Origin of the sequence: Sulfitobacter sp. S190, from assembly GCF_025141935.1 — a bacterium.
Classification (GTDB): Bacteria; Pseudomonadota; Alphaproteobacteria; order Rhodobacterales; family Rhodobacteraceae; genus Sulfitobacter.
Genome location: NZ_CP081120.1, coordinates 3086705 through 3105411, shown reverse-complemented (window position 1 = coordinate 3105411; position 18707 = coordinate 3086705). Strand labels below are relative to the sequence as shown.

Sequence of the window (18707 nt, the reverse complement as noted above, 5' to 3'; positions counted from 1 at the left end):
ATGAATTTACGTTTCGCGTGTAGTTCGCATGCGGCAGCCATCGATATGAGGATGATGATATGCGTATTCTGGCGGTAGACGACGACCCTATCGCGCTGGGGCTGCTTGGATCTTCTCTGGAAAAAAGTGGCTTCGGCAGCGTCACCTACGCATCGACGGCCGATGAGGCACTGAATCTGATTTCGCAGTCGGACAAGCCCTTTGATACTTTCCTGCTCGACATCATGATGCCGGGCATCAGCGGGACGGAAATGTGCCGCCTGATCCGTCAGAAAGACGCGTATCAACTGGCACCCATTATCATGATTACCGCCAGCCGCGATCATGCGATCATGGCGCAAGCGTTCGACGCCGGTGCCACCGATTATGTAACAAAGCCTTTCGATGGACTGGAATTGGGAACACGGATCAATCTCGCGGCCACGTTGAGCGACAGCCTGCGACGAGAGAAAGCAAACACCGAGTCCGCTCAGGAACTGGCACGCCTTACGGCCATATCATTCGACGAAAGATCTGATCTGCCGGACGGGCCCGGCGTGAACGGTTTCCTCGCGCTGGAAAACGAGTTGCTGCGCAAAGGCGATGCGCTTTACGCGATGACCTTGTTCAGCATGCAGATCGAGGATGCGCTTGCCCTTTTTCGGAGTGTAACGCCCGGCGGATACCGCATGACACTCTCCGCCATCGCCCGCACGCTCAGCAGCATCAGCGACAATGACACCACGAGGTTTGCCCATGCGGGGCGGGGTGCATTCGTCGTTGTTGTCCAAGATCGGGCGCGTCAGGACTTGCAAGCCTTGGAAGATCAGCTGAACCTTACCTTGGCAGAAAACTGGGACAGCGAGGCAACTGGATTAAGCGATGCTCCGATGGTGGTTCTCGATGCGCTTGATGACAAACGGTTGTGGTCGGGTCATTCGGCGGCTCTTGCGATGCGTAATTTCCACGGTCGTGCTGATCTGCGTCGGGCCCGTGAGCCCGAAGAAACCGAAACACTGTTTTCGCGACTGTCCCAGAAAATTGCCAGTTAAACGGCGTCTGGCATGCTGATTTGATCTTCGTCCTGATCAAGCTGCTCAAGCAGACGCCTTGCGTGCGCTCGTAAGTCGCAAATCTTTTGCGCAATATTGTTCGGCTTGAGGGCTTCGTTCGGGATGCAGTAGGTATTCGCGGGGTTCACCGCGACCGACGCACCGGCAACGGGCGCAGTGATGATACCCCGCCGGACCAATTGTCGTTGGATGTGGCCTGCCATTTCGGGCGATACGCGCAAGTGACGGACAAGAAGATCGGGGGTGCACCGATTGTGTGATGTCGCGAAAATGCGCGCGTTGGCGAGCATCCGGGGGCTGATCGCAGGTGCCGAGGACGGGGTCAGCCCCGCGGCGCCAATCACGGCAGCCGACGTTGAGATGAAGTGTCTTCTGTTCATGTGCCTATCCTAGGGCCGGACCATGCGCGGCGGATAGGGGAAAGCCGGGTCAACCATCCCCTTCAAAAAAGGCGGCCCTGTCGGACCGCCTTTCTGGTTCTGGATCTATGACGCGTCAGCGGACGAATTTTTTGTGTTTCAGACGCTTGGGCTCGAGCGCGTCGGCGCCCAGACGGCGTTTCTTGTCTTCTTCGTAGTCTTCGAAGTTGCCTTCGAACCACTCGACATGTGCTTCGCCTTCAAACGCAAGAATATGCGTGCAAATACGGTCGAGGAAAAACCGGTCGTGCGAAATGACGACCGCGCAGCCGGCAAAATCGACAAGCGCATCTTCGAGCGCGCGCAGCGTTTCGACGTCGAGATCGTTCGTCGGTTCATCGAGCAGCAGCACGTTGCCACCGGACTTCAGAAGGCGCGCCATATGCACACGGTTGCGTTCACCCCCCGACAGGAGGCCGACTTTCTTTTGCTGATCGCCGCCTTTAAAATTGAACGACGAACAATAGGCGCGCGAATTCACTTCGGCATCGCCCAGCTGGATCAATTCGGCCCCGCCCGAGATCGCCTGCCAAACGGTATCATCCGACTTTAGATCGTCGCGGGATTGATCGACATAGGACAGATCGACCGTGTCACCGATTTCAACGGTACCGCTGTCGGGTTGCTCCTGACCCGTCAGCATCTTGAAAAGGGTGGATTTACCGGCGCCGTTTGGCCCGATGACCCCGACGATACCACCGGGCGGTAGCGAAAAGTCGAGATTTTCGACCAGCAGTTTGTCACCCATCGCCTTGGTCAGGTTCTCAACTTCGATGACCTTGGAGCCAAGTCGCTGGCCGTTCGGAATGACGATCTGGGCACGTGACAGCTTTTCGCGCTCGGACTGATCGGCCATTTCGTTGTAGGCGTTGATCCGGGCCTTGGATTTTGCCTGCCGTGCCTTCGCACCTTGCCGCATCCATTCCAGTTCGCGTTCCAGCGTTTTCTGGCGGGACTTGTCCTCGCGGGCCTCTTGCGACAGCCGCTTTGCCTTCTGCTCAAGCCAGTCCGAATAATTGCCTTCGTAGGGAATACCGCGGCCACGGTCCAACTCAAGTATCCAGCCGGTAATGTCATCGAGGAAATAACGGTCGTGCGTGACGATCAGGATCGTGCCTTTGTAATCGATCAGGTGCTGTTGCAGCCACGCGATGGTTTCCGCATCGAGGTGGTTGGTCGGTTCGTCAAGCAGCAGCATTTCGGGCGCTTCGAGCAACAGTTTGCACAGGGCGACGCGGCGGGCTTCACCACCCGACAGCTTTGTCACATCCGCATCATCGGGTGGGCAACGCAGCGCCTCCATCGACACATCGATCTGGCTGTCGAGATCCCACAGGTTCTCCGCGTCGATCTGGTCTTGCAGGGCGGCCATCTCGTCTGCTGTCTCGTCAGAGTAATTCATCGCCAATTCGTTGTACCGGTCGAGAATTGCCTTCTTCTCGGCTACACCGAGCATGACGTTTTCGCGCACGCTCAGTGCCGGGTCGAGCTTGGGTTCCTGCGGCAGGTAGCCGACCTTGGCGCCCTCGGCGACCCAGGCTTCACCGGTATAGTCCTTGTCGAGACCGGCCATGATCTTCATCAGCGTGGATTTACCGGCGCCGTTGACACCGACCACGCCGATTTTCACACCGGGCAGGAAGTTTAAGTGGATATTCTCGAAGCATTTCTTTCCACCCGGATAGGTCTTGGAAACACCCTGCATGTGATAGACAAACTGATAGGCGGCCATGGCGGGAATCCTTGCGGCAACTGAGGTTTGGATTGCAATATCGCTCGCGACGGGCAAGATCAACGGCGCAAGGATGGTGCCTGTATGATTGGACGTTGGAAATTGCGGGCGCTGTTGCTCGTGTTGTTGGCTGGATGCAGTGTCGGCGCACAACTGGCCGCGCCGCCCAATCTCTACCTCGATAATAAAAACTACCCCTCACAGCAGGTGCCGGTCGCCTTGCGCAGCGTCGATCCCACGATCTTCTACCTCACCGATCGCGCGGGCCTGAAGCAGGATGGCACGGTGTATTCCTATTCGCGCAACCGGTCGCAGGCGATGGCGTTCGGGGCGGCGCAGGTGCGTTTTGGCGCGAGCGATTGGCAGGATCTTGTTGCGCGCACCCACGTTGACCGGGGCGGCAGCATCAACCGGCTGGAAGTCATGCAGATCGACCAGCTTGTCCAGTTTGATCAGGCGCCCCTCCCTGACAGGCGTGACGACGGGGAACTGCGCATCGACCGCGATGCGCAGGCCGCCTACGATGCCCAAGGCGACGCGTTCAAGAAACATATCCGTGCTGAAATTGCCCGAACCGGCAATCGGACCGTGCTGGTTTACGTGCATGGCGTGAGAAACGAATTCGACCAGAGCCTGACCACACTCGCGAATCTGTGGCACTTCGCGGGCCGCAACTCTATCCCAGTGGCGTTCAGTTGGCCTGCGGGCAATCGCGGGCCGCTTGGCTATTTCCGGGATCGGGCCTCGGGCGACTTCAGCGTATTTCACGCAAAAGAACTGTTGCGCCTTCTCGCAGAGATGCCGGAGGTGTCAGACATCGATATCGTGGCACATTCCCGCGGCAGCGGAGTGATGACCCAAGCGCTGCGGGAGCTGCTTATCTTCCAGCGCGGGCGTGGCGTCGCGCCCAAGCTGGGTCTCAAGACCGGAACGCTGATCCTTGCGGCGGCGGATCTCGACACGGGGATCGTGCGCCAAAGATTGCTGGCGGAGCAGTTTTCGGAAGCCTTCGAGCAGGTGAACATCTATGTGAATCCCGACGACAACGCGTTGCGTCTGTCCTCCTTTGTCACAAATTCACCGCGGATTGGCGCGCTGAAACAGGACGATTTTTCTGCGTCAGAGTTGCGGCGTCTGGCGAAAGAAGGGTTGATCCATTTCATTCGCGTCGAAGGAGCAATCGGATCGGATAGCCACTCCTACTTTCGCAGCAATCCTGCCGTCCTGTCCGATATCGTGCTTGCTCTGCGTACGCGCGCTTTCCCCGGCGGGACGCTGCGACCCCTCGAACAAGATGCGGATGGCGTATGGGTCTTGCAGCCCAATTACCCCCTCGAACGCCTGCCCGAGATTATCTACGAAAACACGAGATAGCGGGTTTCACAGGCAATTTGGCTGCATTCGGCCGCGTTTTCGGGCGAAAACATGCTCACTGCCCGAATTTCGGTCATTTTGTCGCAGTTTGTGGTGATAGTTTGGATGAATCGGTCGGCTGTTTATTGCAACGGTCAACCGATCAACCGGCCGCTGCGCCAAGGCGGCCCCTCAACGGGGAACTCTCGAATGTCTCAAACCACACTTATCGTGGGTCTGGACGGGTCTGATGCGGGCAATCGCGCGCTGGATTTCGCCAAGGCTCAGGCCACGCGCATCGGCGACTGCCTGATTGTGCTCGTATTTGTAATTGAATGGTCGCCCTTCAGTTTCCAGACCAAGGAAGAAAACGAAAAGCGCCACCAGCGGCGCGAAGAAGAGCTCAAGCTCGCGCACGACCGTGTGCTCGACCCTGCCGTGAAAGCGACCGAAGCCGAAGGCTACGCGGTCGAAGGCGTTGTGCGGCACGGTGATGTGGCCGAAATCCTCGAAAAGCAGTCCAAGAACCGTCAGGCCGCCCAGTTGATCGTGGGACGTGTTGGCCAGCAAAGCGTGAAGGATCGCATTTTTGGCAATGTGACCGGTCGTCTGGTTACGGCGTCAAGCGTTCCGATCACAGTTATTCCGTAAACGAGGACATTGATATGAAACGATTTACGCTTCCCGGACTGGCGGCTGCGGCCACTGTCCTTCCTACGTTGGCGGCGGCCCAAGAGGCTGCGAATTTTGATCAGCGCGTCAACGACATCTTTGCAAGCTCGACGGGGTGGTTCGTCAACCTGATCTTCATGAACCTGCCGGGGACCAACTTTCCATGGATCGTTCTGTGGCTGGTCGTCGCGGCGTCGATTTTCACCATCTATTTCAGCTTTATTCAGGTACGTGCCTTCGCGCACGCCATCAGCCTTGTCAAAGGGGACTATTCCGACCCTGATGATGCAGGCGAAGTGAGCCACTTTCAGGCTTTGGCAACTGCGCTTTCCGGTACTGTCGGCTTGGGCAATATTGCCGGTGTCGCCGTGGCGGTCGGGATCGGGGGGCCGGGCGCAACTTTCTGGATGATCCTCGCCGGCCTGCTCGGGATGGCATCGAAGTTCACCGAATGTACGCTCGGGGTGAAATACCGTAACGAATACCCTGACGGGTCTGTGTCCGGTGGTCCGATGTATTACATGACCAAAGGGTTCAAGGAGCGCGGTCTGCCCGGCGGGCGCGTGCTGGCGGTTGTTTTTGCGATCTTTACCATCGGTGGTGCCCTGGGCGGCGGGAACATGTTTCAGGCCAACCAGGCACACGCACAGATCACACAGATTACAGGCGATTTCTCGGGTCTGATCACCGGCGCAATTTTTGCGGCAGTCGTGTTTCTGGTCATCGTCGGCGGGATCAAGTCCATCGCCAAGGTGACGGAGAAGATCGTGCCCTTCATGGGGATCCTCTACGTTCTGGCGGCCTTGGTCATCCTGATCGTGAATGCGGATCAAATCAGTTGGGCGTTTGGCCAGATTTTTGAAGGCGCGTTTACGGGTCTTGGCGTGGCAGGCGGCTTTGTCGGTGCGTTGATCCAGGGCTTCAAACGGGCCGCTTTCTCCAACGAAGCGGGCGTGGGCTCTGCCGCGATTGCCCACTCGGCGGTGCGCACGAAAGAGCCGATCACCGAAGGCGTCGTGTCTTTGCTCGAGCCTTTCATCGATACGGTTGTAATCTGCACCATGACGGCGCTTGTCATCACCATCTCCGGCGTTCTTGTCATGGATCCGGCGTCAGGCAATTTCGTTCTGAACGAAGCCGGTAGCGCAATCCAGACCGTTGATGGCGTTTCGGGCGTGGCCCTGACCTCTGCCGCATTCGCGAGCGGGTTCAGCTGGTTCCCGTACATTCTCGCACTTGCGGTGATCCTGTTTGCGTTCTCGACCATGATCAGCTGGTCCTACTACGGGCTGAAAGCATGGACGTACCTGTTTGGCGAAGGCAAGGTGACGGAGCTGATCTTTAAATTGATCTTCTGCTTCTTCATCATCGTCGGCGCGGCGGCGCAGCTGGGTGCTGTCATCGACTTCTCCGATGCGATGATCTTTGCCATGGCGGTCGTCAACATCACGGCGCTGTATTTCCTCATGCCAATCGTCAAGCGTGAGATGCACAGCTATTTCGACCGGCTGAAAACAGGCGAGATCCGCAAATTCGCGGACTGATCGGCGATTGACAATTGGCGGGCCATCCCGTCCTTTCGGCCCCTGAGTTCACTCGGGGGCCGTTTTCTTTGCGCCATCAGTTTCCATATGCGCGGACAGGGCAGGTGATTGGCCTATTGGGCGGATCTTTCGATCCCGCGCACGCAGGTCATGCGCATATTACGCGCGAGGCGCTCAAGCGGTTTGGCCTCGATCAGGTATGGTGGCTTGTCAGTCCCGGCAACCCGCTCAAAGTCCGTGGCCCGGCCCCAATGGCAGACCGGCTTGCACGGGCGCGTGACGTGATGCGCCATCCGCGGGTCAAGGTAACCGATGCCGAAGCGCATCTGGGCACACGGTACACGGCGCAGACCCTCGCGGCTTTGCAGGCCAAGTATCAAGGTGTCAGATTTGTATGGCTGATGGGCGCCGACAATCTTGCGCAGTTTCATCTGTGGCAGGACTGGCGCGGCATCATGCAGTCGGTCCCGGTGGGCGTTCTGGCCCGGCCCGGAGACCGCATCTCTGCGCGGATGAGCCGGGCTGCCGCACTCTATGCGCCCTACCGGATACCGGGGCGGTACAGTCAGCTTTTGGCGCAGGCAGAGGCACCGGCGTGGTGCTTCGTAAATGTTCCGATGGTCGATCTGTCTTCTACCGCGATCCGCGCTTCGGGCGCTTGGTCAGCGCGCACGGGATGACGCAAGCCCCGCGCCGATAATCACGACCAATCCCGTCCAGGTCCAGGCATCTGGGAGTTCGCCAAAGACGGTCCATCCAAGTCCTATGGCTGCGACCAGTTGGAAATAGACCAAGGGCGCAAGCCTGCTCGCGGGGGCCAACTGGTTGGCGTAAAGCAGCAACAGATTGCCCGCCATTGAGCAGAGGGCCGATGTCGTGGTCAGGATTACAACCCGGGCGTCGAATGCCGGCAGGTTGAGAAGGCCGAAAGGCGCGGTGAGCAAGGCAGCGATGAAGAGCTGTGAAAAGATGAGCGCCAAAGGCGATCCGGTATCGCGCAACCATCGGGACTGCGCCAGAAAAGCCCCGTAGCAAAACCCGGCCAGAACGGCCCAGAGCAGGCCCGTCGAAGCGCCCAGTCCCGGTCGTACGACGATGAGCACGCCAACAAAGCCCAGGACGATCAGCGCAGACCGCAAAGGGGTAACCGCTTCGCGCAAGAAGATGGCGGCGAGTATGTAGCTGACCAGCGGACCGACGAAGAAGGCGGCGAAAACGGTTGCGATGGGTTCTGTCTGTAGCGACATCTGGATCAGACTGATGCCGCACGCCAAGGTCGCGGCGCGCATCCAGATACGCCAATCGGCAAGCAACCCCCACGTATTGCGCTTGATAAAGGGCAGGACCGCCAGTGCCCCGATCGCAAAGCGGGACCATGCGATGAAGGCGGGTTCTGCCATCCCAGTCGTGGTCAGCAGCTTACCGGCGCTGTCCCCTGCGGGGATCAGCGACATGGCAATGAACATGATGAGCACGGCGCGTTGCATGTAGCTGCGCTATCACGCGAGAATGTGAGGGGAAATGTCTTTTGACATGGCTTGTGGTCCGCGCGGGCAATGGGCTAGGCATGGGGTATGTCTGCACCTGTCAAATTCTCCGTCAGTCGCCGTTGGTTTCTGGCCTGCGGGACTGCCGCCAGCGCTTTGGGACTTCCCGTGTCGGCGGCACCGCCGACAGCATCCTTACGGCCCGTCATGCGGGGAGAGGATTTTTTCAAACGCGCCGCCCGTCCGGCCGAGGAAATTATTGCGGCCGCCCGGCTTGAAGGCAAAGTGTCCTTTGCCGTTGCCAATGCGAAAACGGGCGCAGGTCTCGAGATGCAAGAGCCTGTGACCGCCCGCCCCCCGGCCAGTGTCGCCAAGGCGCTGACGGCGCTCTACGCGCTGGATGCGCTTGGCCCCCTGCACCGGTTTGAAACGCAGCTGATGGCGACCGGCGGGATCGAGAATGGCGAAATTCTCGGCGATCTGGTTCTTGTCGGGGGCTGCGACCCGACGTTGGATACCGATACGCTTGCAGCGATGGCCGCCGAGTTGAAGTCACAGGGTATCATCGGTGTGCGCGGTGGTTTCAAAGTGTATGACGCCGCGCTTCCGCGCCTTGACCGGATCGATCCCAAGCAGCCCGATCAGGTCGGCTATAATCCCGGCGTGTCGGGCATCGCTTTGAACTACAACCGGGTCCACTTTGAATGGAAGCGCAGTAGCAACGGATATGCGGTCACGATGGAAGGGCGCTCTGCAAAATATCGCCCTGCCGTAGGGATGGCGACGATGCAGCTTCGAGATCGTCAGACGCCGATCTACACCTATGCAAACGAGGCGGACCGGGATGTCTGGACCGTTGCGCGCCCTGCGTTGGGCAGGGGGGGCGCACGATGGTTGCCGGTGCGCAAACCGGGTTTGTACGCCGGCGAAGTGATGGCGGTGATGGCAGGCAGCCACGGCATCAGGCTCGGCTCTCCGCAACTCATTGATGCATTGCCCGATGGCGAGATTTGCGTACGGCACGCGAGCGCGGATCTGAATTCCATCTTGCGCGGCATGTTGAAATTCTCCAACAACCTGACGGCCGAAATGGTGGGTCTCGCGGCAACGGCTGCGCGCGGGCCGCGTCCCGATACGCTCAAGGCTTCTGCGGCGGCGATGAACGATTGGGCCAAAGAGACGTTGGCGATGCAATCTGTGGCGCTGGTCGATCACTCCGGTCTGGGGGATGACAGCCGGCTTACGGCCCGTGACATGGTCGCCGCGCTGGTGGAAGCGCGCAGTGCCTCTTTCCGCGACATTCTCAAGCCTATTGCGATGCTGGACGACCAACGCCGCGCCATCAAGGATCACCCTGTAAAAGTGGATGCCAAAACGGGAACGTTGAATTTCGTCTCCACTTTGGCGGGGTATCTGACAGGGCCGGACGGGACGGAGATGGCTTTTGCGATCCTTGCCGCCGATGAGGATATCCGTGCCACCATTGCCCGTGAGGACCGCGAAGGCCCCGCAGGTGGGCGCAGTTGGAACAGGCGCGCGAAACGGATGCAGCAGCAGCTTATCGAACGCTGGGGCGTGCTCTACGGCAAGTGACGTGGTCTGCGGTCAGGTCATGTGACGTGCCCGCGCACCACGTTCAATCGCAGCAGCGTGCAGCCGGTCGATGGTCAACTCATACCGCATCTCTTCGAGCAAGCGCAGCTCCGTTTCTTCGAGCGTTCCATCCGCCGCAGCGACGTCGCAAGCAAGCGCATAAGCTGTTTCGTGCAAACGCTCCGGCAGGGCTTCCCTTACGAGGCCGAACAGGGCGTCCAGACCGTCCTCCTGCTCGAACAGATCGAAAACCATCTGGCTGACCACCTTGATCCGGTCAACGTCATACTCGGCAAAGATTGGCAGCAAGTTGACGGCGGCCTGAATCTTGATCAGTTCGGTGGTGCCGATGTCTTCGTCGGAGGCCGAGACCGCCACCATGAGTGCGACCAGGCAGTCTTGGGCGCTGAGGGCGAGCGAAGGGTTGCTGGTCATGGAGGTACTTTCCGAGCGGGTTGCTGTTGCAGTGCAGAATATTGACGCGCAAGGGGTGACGCAATAGATGATGGCCCAGTTCGCACGACGGGTGCGAACCGATAATTTTCTGGGAAGATTGATATGTCTGAGATGCGCGAAGCAGCACTGCAGAGCAAAGCGTGGCCTTTTGAAGAGGCCCGCCGGGTGCTCAAACGCTATCAGAACAAGCCGCCGGAAAAGGGCCATGTGCTTTTCGAGACGGGATACGGCCCGTCGGGACTGCCCCATATCGGAACGTTCGGCGAGGTGGCACGCACCACGATGATCCGCCGCGCGTTCGAACAGCTGTGCGATATTCCGACGCGCCTTATCTGTTTTTCGGACGATCTGGATGGCATGCGCAAGGTGCCCGCAAATGTGCCTGACCCCGAGGCGTTGGCAGAGCATCTTCAGAAGCCGTTGACCTCAGTGCCCGATCCATTCGGCACGCATGACAGTTTTGGCGACCACAACAACGCGATGCTGCGTCGTTTTCTCGACACGTTTGGCTTCGAGTACGAATTTTATTCGGCGACAGAGTTTTACGGCAGCGGCAAGTTTGACGAAATCCTGCTACGCGCAGCGGAAAAATACGATGAAATCATGGAGGTCATGCTCAAGTCGCTGCGTGAGGAGCGTCGGCAGACCTATTCCATTTTCCTGCCCATCCACCCCCAAACGGGCCGCGTGATGTACGTCCCGATGAAGGAAGTGAATGCAAAAGACGGGACCGTTACGTTCGACGACGAAGACGGCACCGAAATGACGCTGCCCTTGACGGGCGGGAATGTAAAGCTGCAATGGAAGCCGGATTTCGGTGCCCGCTGGGCCGCGCTGGGCGTGGACTTCGAGATGTACGGCAAGGACCACTCTACCAATACCCCGATCTACGACAAAATCTGCCGTATTCTCGGTGAAAAGGCGCCGGAGCATTTCACTTACGAGCTCTTTCTCGATGAGAATGGTCAGAAAATCTCGAAGTCGTCGGGCAACGGGCTGACCATCGATGAATGGCTGACCTACGCGAGCACGGAATCGCTGTCTTACTTCATGTATCTCAAGCCGAAGACCGCAAAACGGATGTATTTCGACGTCATTCCGAAAGCGATGGATGAATATCATCAACAGCTGCGCGCGTTCGAGACACAGGACATCAAGGCGCAACTGAACAATCCGGTTTGGCATATCCATGGCGGTGATGTTCCTAAATCCGATATGGTCGTCCCGTTTTCCATGCTTCTGAACCTCGCGTCTGTGTCGAGCGCGGAGGACAAGTCGCAGATGTGGGGCTTCATCCAGCGCTATGCCCCAGAAGCCACGCCCGAGACGCATCCCGGCATGGACGCCGCCGCGGGATACGCTGTGCGCTACTACAACGATTTCGTGAAACCGACGAAAGTGTTCCGCGCGCCGTCCGATCTGGAACGCGAAGCGCTCGAAGACCTGCGGGCGCGCTTGGTCGCGTGGGAGGGCGGTCTTGATGCCGAGGCGTTGCAATCGGAAGTTTTCGCCTGTGGTCGTGATCGTTTCGACCCCTTGCGCCAATGGTTCACTGCGCTCTACGAGGTACTGCTCGGCGCGAGCCAAGGGCCACGTTTCGGTGGGTTCATAGCACTTTACGGCGTTCAGGAGACAATCGATCTGATTGATGATGCCTTGGCCGGAAAGCTGGCTGAGGACTGAATTCTTGCCCTGTGATCGATGTGCTTTACCATTAGGCCATCGATCACAGGGAGAGATTTCATGAAAACCATTCTTGGCGCATTGGCGATACTGCCCCTGTCTTTCACGCCCGCAGTCGCGGATCAGAGCGCAATCAAAGGAACGATCAACAGCCAGTTCGAGGCGTTCAAGACGGACGATTTCGAAACAGCATTTACATTCGCCAGCCCGACGCTTCAGCGTCTGTTTCAGACGCCGCAGAACTTTGGCCGCATGGTCACCCAAGGCTACCCGATGGTCTGGCGCCCTGCGCAAGTCCAATACCTCGAGCTGCGCGAGGATGTTGGCGTCTTTTTTCAGAAGGTCATGATTACCGATCAGTCCGGTGGCCTACATGTGCTTGAGTATCGTATGCAGCAAACGGAAAACGGGTGGCGCATCAGCGGTGTGCAAATCCTCGATGCACCGGGGGCGTCGGTCTGACCTGTTGCGGTAACGCCGTTCGGTCGTCTAGCGCACGATTAACACCTTGTTGATATTTCCCTTCCCTTGTCCGGCATCTGCGCCGGGAAAGCGCGAAAGGGTTACAGATGAACAAGGCGATTACCGATGGCATCGAACTGATGCCTGCACCATTTGCAGACGGGCTGGACCAATACTCACGCGGCGATGGTACGCCGGGGTCTCCTACATACGCCAGCACCGCTGACGCCTCTTTCGTCCCGGCGGATCAGGATTTTGGCGGTGCGCTGGAGTTGCTGAAAACACAAAGCACGCAACGGCTCCGCTTCAAGGGTGAAACGCCGATCCTGCCGGGATGCTATTTGCAGGTCAAAGTGCGTATCAAGGCGGTCAGTGGCAGCTTGCCCTCCGTTCGGATCGCCGCATATGCCGCCCGCGCGAACGGCAGCCGGATTTCGAACGTGACAGACGAAGCGGCGACCGCCGCGTTGACAACCTATGGCCAGGTGGTCGAGGTCAGTGCGATCGTTGGCATCGGTAACCGACAGGGCGTCGACATGGTTTGGGGTACGGAAGCGGCATACGGCCATTTCGGTATCGACCTTATCGGCCAGAATGGCGGCGTGACACGTATCGACGATATCGAGATTTCGGATATCTCCTCGGTATTCTTGTCCGATGTCGTGGCGACAGTGGATGTCCGCGACTTTGGTGCGGTGGGCGACGGGTCTACCGACGACACAGCCGCCTTTGAAGCGGCAAATTCGGCCGCAAACGGTCGTACCGTTCTGATCCCTGCGGGATCATTCCGTCTGAATGGCAATGTAACCTTTGACGCGCCGACAAAATTTGAAGGCACCGTGAGCATGCCCACGGAAGCGGTCCTGCTGCTGCGTCGCAACTACGATTTGCCCAATTATATCGAGGCGTTCGGAAACGAGGAATTGGCGTTCCGCAAGGCGTTCCAGGCGCTGATCAACAACTCTGACCATGAATCGCTGGATCTGGGTGGGCGCAAAGTCTCCCTATCGGGCCCTGTGGACATGCAGGCGACAGTCCCGGATCGCACTCGCTACGCCACGCGCCGGATCATCAAGAACGGGCAGCTTTTGGCCATCGACAGCCCTGCATGGGCCACAGACACGGTGACGGGGCAGGCGACGTATAATCCGAACCAGTCGCGCACGCTCAGCAACGTTCAGAATATCGCGAACATCGCAGTCGGATCGCACATCAGCGGACCCGGTGTCGGTCGTGAGATTTACGTGCGCTCGAAAAATGTCGCCACGGGCGAAATCACCATGAACGCACCGCTCTACGATGCAGCGGGCACCCAGAATTTCACGTTTCAGCGGTTCAAATACCTGCTTGATTTCTCGGGCTTCGATGCGCTGAGTAAGTTCGGTCTGCAGCATATCGAATTCCAATGCTCAAACCGGTCCAGCGGGATCATGCTGGCCCCGGCAGGCCCCGTATTCACCCTGCGCGATTGTTTCGTGACCACCCCGAAGGACCGCGGTGTTACCTCGATCGGGGGGGGCTGTCAGGGGATTTTCATCGAGGGATGCCAATTCCTTTCGGGCGAAGACGCGCTGACCGTTCCAAACCGCAGCACGATCGCCCTGAACATCAACGCGAATGACGCAAAAATCCGCAACAACCGTGCAACGCGGTTCCGACATTTTGCCGTGGTGTCCGGGCAAAATCACATCATTGCGGGCAACCATTTCTTTCAGGGTGACACCGTCGAGGATGGCTTCCGGTCTGCCGGGATCGTCTTGGCCGAAAAATATGCCTCGGCGATCATTTCGGAGAACTATTGCGATAACTGTTTTATCGAATGGAACAACGAGCGTGATTCCGATCCGTCCTATACATCGGGGTTTTCGTTCAGCTCACTCGACATCACGAGCAACGTATTCCTGTCGGGTGAAGTGTCGCCGTTTTTCAACTATATCGTGGTTCAGCCATACGGCCCCGGCCATTTCATCAACGGCATGAATGTCAGCGGCAACCGTTTCCGCAGCATCAACGGGAACATCAATCAGGTCGAGCGGGTGGACACGACATTCGCGGACCTCAATTACAGCCGGATGCAAAATATCAACTGGCAAGGCAATTCGTTCCACGGCGTCAACACACCTGTCGAAAATCCGCTTCGGTTGGAGCATCAGGAAAACTCGGCCCAGCAAACCTGGGTGGTGGGCGTCGGCAATGGCCTGCCGTTCGACTCGCGGGCGGTCAATGTCGATGCTGTGACAGTGCGCGGGGGTGTGCGCGACGGCGGGGGTGGTCTCGTATTTACAATGCCTTTTGTGCGGACCCAGCAAGGCAGCAACCGCGATCAGGTCGCAATTGTGTGGTCCGAAGCGGTACAGGGAAAAATCAGTATGACTGTCCGCATGGACAATTACGTCACCTGATCCAAAGCCCGCCCCGGTGCAGATACACTGCGTCGGGGCATCTCAGAAGCTGCGCCACAGACCGATCTTTAACGCCGAGTTGTCCGTATTTCCCCACTCGGTTTCGGCTCCGACCTGAAATTGAAGTTTGGTTTTCTTTGGTTTGATGATGATCGAAGGTGCAATCACCACAAACCCGCTGCCCGAAAACTCCCCGACATACAGTTGCATCATACCGGCAAGTTGGTCGGAAAAGTTGAGGCCCGCGGTCGTCTCGACCTTGCTCAGATGATAGCCGTAGCTCACATCCCATGTGACTGAGCTGTCTACGCTCAACCATCCGTTCTTGTCGAACAGTGTAATACCGCGTCCATAGCTCAGGCCGGTCTTGACCAGTGGCGATACCCGGCCCTCGACCCATCCCGCCCCCAGACCCAGTTCGTAGGCCCACCGCGTGTTGCCATCGGTCGGCCCGATCGGGCGCCGCATGAAAAAGGTCGCAAAGCCACTTTGCACACCGTATCTGCTGCGCAGCAGCGTGATGTCGGCGCCCACCGTCAAGTTATGGTAGAGGCCATATTCGATGTAAGTCGAGTTTGCGGTGTCCAGATAGTAATTCCCGCTCAGCGATACTGACGCGAACCCCGAACCTTTTTCTTTCAACCACGCGCCGGCGCATGCGGGCAACGTCCAGCACATCAGCAGTATCAGAACAATGGACAGTCGTTGCGGCACAGGGTCTCCTTCCCGAACCGCGATTTTGGTTAACGAGCGTTAACAAACAGTTACCGTCACCCTGAAACAACGAAAGCCCGGCACATGCCGGGCTTTCGCTTAGTTCAGGTTTATCCGGTATCAGGCGCGAACTGCGTTGCCGCGCGGACCCGCCAGCAGCCAAACGATAAAGCCGACGACAGGGAAGATCAGCACACCAAGGATCCAGAGCAGTTTGCCCAGACCCGACGCGCGCGATGTGAAAATCTGATAAATCGCATAGATGTCTGCGATTAGGATAATCAGTCCAAGTATACCCAGTTCCATTGTATGTCTCCGTATTCTGTCAAACTCATTGATTGATAGAATAACGGGTGACTGCGGCAAAAGGTTCCACCATGACCGGCGTGATAGGATCGCGGGACCGCTCAGAGCGACGCTGCAGCTGTGTTGCTCGCGCGGCCCTTATCGCCCTTTGCGCCGTTTCACGCCTCCCCGCATTCCACCGCGACCCATCGTCGATCTGCCCGAAGCTGCTTGCGCCGCGTCAACGGCCTTGTCGACAGCGTATTGACGCGCCATCGGATCATCCGCCACCGCCAGATCAACCGCTTCGAGCCGCTTGACCTCATCGCGCAGGCGCGCGGCCTCTTCGAACTCCAGATTTTCAGCCGCCTTGCGCATGTCTGCCCTCAATCCGTCCAGAACCGTTTGCAGATTGCCACCGGCCATCTGCTTGTCGACCTTCGCCGTGACGCGCGATTGGTCGGTATCGCCCTTGTACAGACCGGCAAGAATATCCTCGACGTTCTTTTTGACGGTGGAGGGCGTGATGCCGTGTTCTTCGTTATAGGCCATCTGCTTGGCACGGCGGCGTTCGGTTTCGCCCATCGCCCGCTCCATCGACCCTGTTATGCGGTCCGCGTACATGATCACACGCCCTTCGGCATTACGCGCAGCACGCCCGATGGTCTGGACGAGCGACGTTTCGGAGCGCAGGAAACCTTCTTTATCAGCATCCAGAATAGCCACCAAACCGCACTCGGGGATATCGAGCCCCTCCCGCAGCAGGTTGATCCCGATCAGCACATCGAAAGCGCCCAGCCGCAGGTCGCGCAGAATCTCGATGCGTTCGATCGTGTCGATATCGGAGTGCATGTAGCGCACGCGGATGCCCTGCTCATGCATGTACTCGGTCAGATCCTCGGCCATCCGTTTGGTCAGCGTCGTACACAGGGTTCTGAAGCCATCGGCGGCAACCTTGCGCACTTCATCAAGCAGATCGTCCACCTGCATATCAACGGGCCTGATCTCGACCTTCGGATCCAGAAGACCCGTCGGTCGAATGATCTGCTCCGTGAAGACACCGCCAGATTGCTCGATTTCCCAAGCGGCGGGCGTTGCCGACACGAAAACCGATTGCGGGCGCATCGCGTCCCATTCCTCGAACTTGAGCGGACGGTTATCCATGCACGACGGCAGGCGGAAGCCGTGTTCGGCCAGCGTGAATTTACGCCGATAGTCGCCTTTGTACATGCCACCGATCTGGGGCACCGAAACGTGGGACTCGTCGGCAAAGACAATGGCGTTGTCGGGGATGAACTCAAACAGGGTGGGGGGCGGCTCGCCCGGGGCGCGGCCCGTGAGGTAGCGAGAGTAGTTTTCGATACCGTTGCAAACACCCGTCGCCTCGAGCATCTCAAGATCGAAATTCGTACGCTGTTCCAGACGCTGCGCTTCCAGCAATTTTCCTTCCGCGACCAATTGGTCGAGCCGCATGCGCAGCTCTTTCTTGATCCCGATGATCGCCTGATTCATCGTGGGCTTCGGCGTGACATAGTGGCTGTTTGCATAGACCCGGATCTGGTCCATCGTGCCGGTCTTTTCTCCGGTCAGCGGATCAAACTCGGTGATGCTTTCCAACTCTTCGCCAAAGAACGACAGTTTCCAGGCGCGATCGTCGAGGTGCGCGGGAAAAATCTCGAGACTGTCGCCGCGCACCCGGAAAGAGCCGCGCTGGAATGATGCGTCGTTGCGGCGGTACTGCTGCGCCACCAGGTCGGCGATCACCTGTCGCTGGTCGTAGGTGCTGCCGGTTTTCAGATCCTGTGTCATCGCGCCGTAGGTCTCGACCGATCCGATACCATAGATGCACGACACCGACGCGACGATGATCACATCGTCCCGCTCCAGCAGCGCCCGCGTGGCCGAGTGGCGCATGCGGTCGATCTGTTCGTTGATCTGGCTTTCCTTCTCGATGAAGGTGTCGGACCGGGCGACATAAGCCTCGGGCTGGTAGTAGTCGTAGTAGCTGACGAAATATTCAACGGCGTTGTCGGGAAAGAAGCCTTTGAATTCGCCGTACAACTGTGCCGCCAGCGTCTTGTTCGGGGCGAGAATGATGGCGGGGCGCTGCGTCTGCTCGATGACCTTGGCCATCGTAAACGTCTTGCCGGTGCCGGTGGCCCCCAACAGCACCTGATCGCGCTCGCCTGACTTCACGCCTTCCGAAAGCTCTGCAATCGCCGTCGGCTGATCCCCGGCCGGTTCGAATTCGGTCGACAGCATGAACTGTTGGCCGCCTTCCAGCTTGGGCCGGTTGCGGACATCTGGCGCGGGATTTGACAGGATCGCAGTGGCTTGTGAACCGTCGGAATGAGCGTAGGGCATGAGCGTCTCTTCTTGGGAATGCGCTATAGGTGTCATCTTTCACCATATGTTCAAGGTGCGCGACCGCTTTGCTGACAGAAACTGGCATGATGTCGCAGCGCGCCGCTACACTTGCGCGGCCCCCTGCGCCATGCCATATCCACAGCAAGCCGAACGGAGATGACACATGCGCGCGAGAATCTATCAGCCAGCCCGAACCGCAATGTCCTCGGGCACCGCAAAGACCCACAAGTGGGTTCTGGAATTTGCGCCGACAGAAGCCCGCGAAGTCGACCCGCTGATGGGCTGGACATCGTCATCCGATACGCAAAGTCAGGTCCGGCTTGAGTTCGCCACCAAGGAAGACGCCCTCGAATACGCCGAAGAGCACAGCATCGAGGTGCAGGTGCAGGACCCCAAGCGGCGCAAACCCAACATCCGCGCGGGTGGTTACGGCGAGAACTTTGCCACATCCCGCCGCGGTGCCTGGACACACTGATCTGCAGTTTG

General features: G+C 58.4%; 17 protein-coding genes. 10 read left to right on the top strand and 7 right to left on the bottom strand.

The annotated features are described in order from the left end of the window. Positions 1–59: 59 nt before the first annotated feature. Positions 60–1031, top strand: a complete 972-nt coding sequence (locus K3756_RS15440) for a PleD family two-component system response regulator (RefSeq protein ID WP_259988927.1) — start codon at positions 60–62, stop codon at positions 1029–1031. On the opposite strand, the gene K3756_RS15435 is transcribed toward K3756_RS15440, so the two are convergent. Continuing rightward, positions 1028–1432, bottom strand: coding sequence for a twin-arginine translocation signal domain-containing protein (locus K3756_RS15435; protein WP_259988925.1), 405 nt, complete (start codon positions 1430–1432; stop codon positions 1028–1030). The genes K3756_RS15440 and K3756_RS15435 overlap by 4 nt on opposite strands. Before the next feature lie 115 nt (positions 1433–1547). Continuing rightward, a complete protein-coding gene (gene ettA, locus K3756_RS15430) occupies positions 1548–3203 on the bottom strand; it encodes an energy-dependent translational throttle protein EttA (RefSeq protein ID WP_259988923.1) in 1656 nt (551 codons plus the stop codon). An 84-nt stretch (positions 3204–3287) separates the two neighbouring features. Here ettA and K3756_RS15425 point away from each other — a divergent pair, with 84 nt between their 5' ends. From K3756_RS15425 to K3756_RS15410, 4 genes are all read left to right on the top strand, one after another. After that, positions 3288–4577 (top strand): alpha/beta hydrolase, encoded by a 1290-nt coding sequence (locus K3756_RS15425; RefSeq protein WP_259988921.1) that lies wholly within the window; start codon positions 3288–3290, stop codon positions 4575–4577. 189 nt (positions 4578–4766) lie between these two features. Beyond that, on the top strand, positions 4767–5207 hold the full coding sequence (locus K3756_RS15420) for a universal stress protein (RefSeq protein WP_259988919.1): 441 nt from the start codon (positions 4767–4769) through the stop codon (positions 5205–5207). Positions 5208–5221: 14 nt separating this feature from the next. Further along, complete coding sequence (locus K3756_RS15415; protein ID WP_259988917.1) at positions 5222–6772, top strand: sodium:alanine symporter family protein; 1551 nt, start codon at positions 5222–5224, stop codon at positions 6770–6772. 68 nt (positions 6773–6840) lie between these two features. Next, on the top strand, positions 6841–7452 hold the full coding sequence (locus K3756_RS15410) for a nicotinate-nucleotide adenylyltransferase (protein ID WP_259988915.1): 612 nt from the start codon (positions 6841–6843) through the stop codon (positions 7450–7452). On the opposite strand, the gene K3756_RS15405 is transcribed toward K3756_RS15410, so the two are convergent. After that, on the bottom strand, positions 7435–8259 hold the full coding sequence (locus tag K3756_RS15405) for a DMT family transporter (protein ID WP_259988913.1): 825 nt from the start codon (positions 8257–8259) through the stop codon (positions 7435–7437). The genes K3756_RS15410 and K3756_RS15405 overlap by 18 nt on opposite strands. Positions 8260–8346: 87 nt before the next feature. On the opposite strand from K3756_RS15405, the gene dacB reads away from it, so the two are divergent. After that, positions 8347–9852 (top strand): D-alanyl-D-alanine carboxypeptidase/D-alanyl-D-alanine-endopeptidase, encoded by a 1506-nt coding sequence (gene dacB, locus K3756_RS15400; RefSeq protein WP_259988910.1) that lies wholly within the window; start codon positions 8347–8349, stop codon positions 9850–9852. 12 nt (positions 9853–9864) lie between these two features. Here the strand turns inward: dacB and K3756_RS15395 are convergent, their stop codons facing one another. Further along, positions 9865–10287 carry a tellurite resistance TerB family protein gene (locus K3756_RS15395; RefSeq protein ID WP_259988908.1) on the bottom strand — a complete coding sequence of 141 codons (423 nt, stop codon included), beginning with the start codon at positions 10285–10287 and terminating at the stop codon, positions 9865–9867. Between the two features lie 123 nt (positions 10288–10410). Between K3756_RS15395 and K3756_RS15390 the strand changes: the two genes are divergently transcribed. The 3 genes from K3756_RS15390 to K3756_RS15380 all read left to right on the top strand — a co-directional run bounded on the left by K3756_RS15390 (position 10411) and on the right by K3756_RS15380 (position 14855). Next, on the top strand, positions 10411–11991 hold the full coding sequence (locus tag K3756_RS15390) for a lysine--tRNA ligase (RefSeq protein ID WP_259988906.1): 1581 nt from the start codon (positions 10411–10413) through the stop codon (positions 11989–11991). 60 nt (positions 11992–12051) lie between these two features. Next, on the top strand, positions 12052–12453 hold the full coding sequence (locus K3756_RS15385) for a DUF4864 domain-containing protein (protein WP_259988904.1): 402 nt from the start codon (positions 12052–12054) through the stop codon (positions 12451–12453). Positions 12454–12560: 107 nt separating this feature from the next. Next, positions 12561–14855, top strand: coding sequence for a glycosyl hydrolase family 28-related protein (locus tag K3756_RS15380; protein ID WP_259988902.1), 2295 nt, complete (start codon positions 12561–12563; stop codon positions 14853–14855). Positions 14856–14897: 42 nt separating this feature from the next. Here K3756_RS15380 and K3756_RS15375 read toward each other — a convergent pair whose 3' ends face one another. The 3 genes from K3756_RS15375 to uvrB form a co-directional block, all read right to left on the bottom strand. Further along, positions 14898–15569 carry a hypothetical protein gene (locus tag K3756_RS15375; protein ID WP_259988900.1) on the bottom strand — a complete coding sequence of 224 codons (672 nt, stop codon included), beginning with the start codon at positions 15567–15569 and terminating at the stop codon, positions 14898–14900. Positions 15570–15689: 120 nt separating this feature from the next. Then, on the bottom strand, positions 15690–15875 hold the full coding sequence (locus K3756_RS15370) for a PLD nuclease N-terminal domain-containing protein (protein WP_259988897.1): 186 nt from the start codon (positions 15873–15875) through the stop codon (positions 15690–15692). A gap of 138 nt (positions 15876–16013) precedes the next feature. Then, positions 16014–18218, bottom strand: coding sequence for an excinuclease ABC subunit UvrB (gene uvrB, locus K3756_RS15365; RefSeq protein WP_311201702.1), 2205 nt, complete (start codon positions 18216–18218; stop codon positions 16014–16016). A 166-nt stretch (positions 18219–18384) separates the two neighbouring features. Between uvrB and K3756_RS15360 the strand changes: the two genes are divergently transcribed. After that, positions 18385–18696, top strand: coding sequence for an ETC complex I subunit (locus K3756_RS15360; RefSeq protein WP_259988895.1), 312 nt, complete (start codon positions 18385–18387; stop codon positions 18694–18696). The last annotated feature ends 11 nt before the right edge of the window (positions 18697–18707 follow it).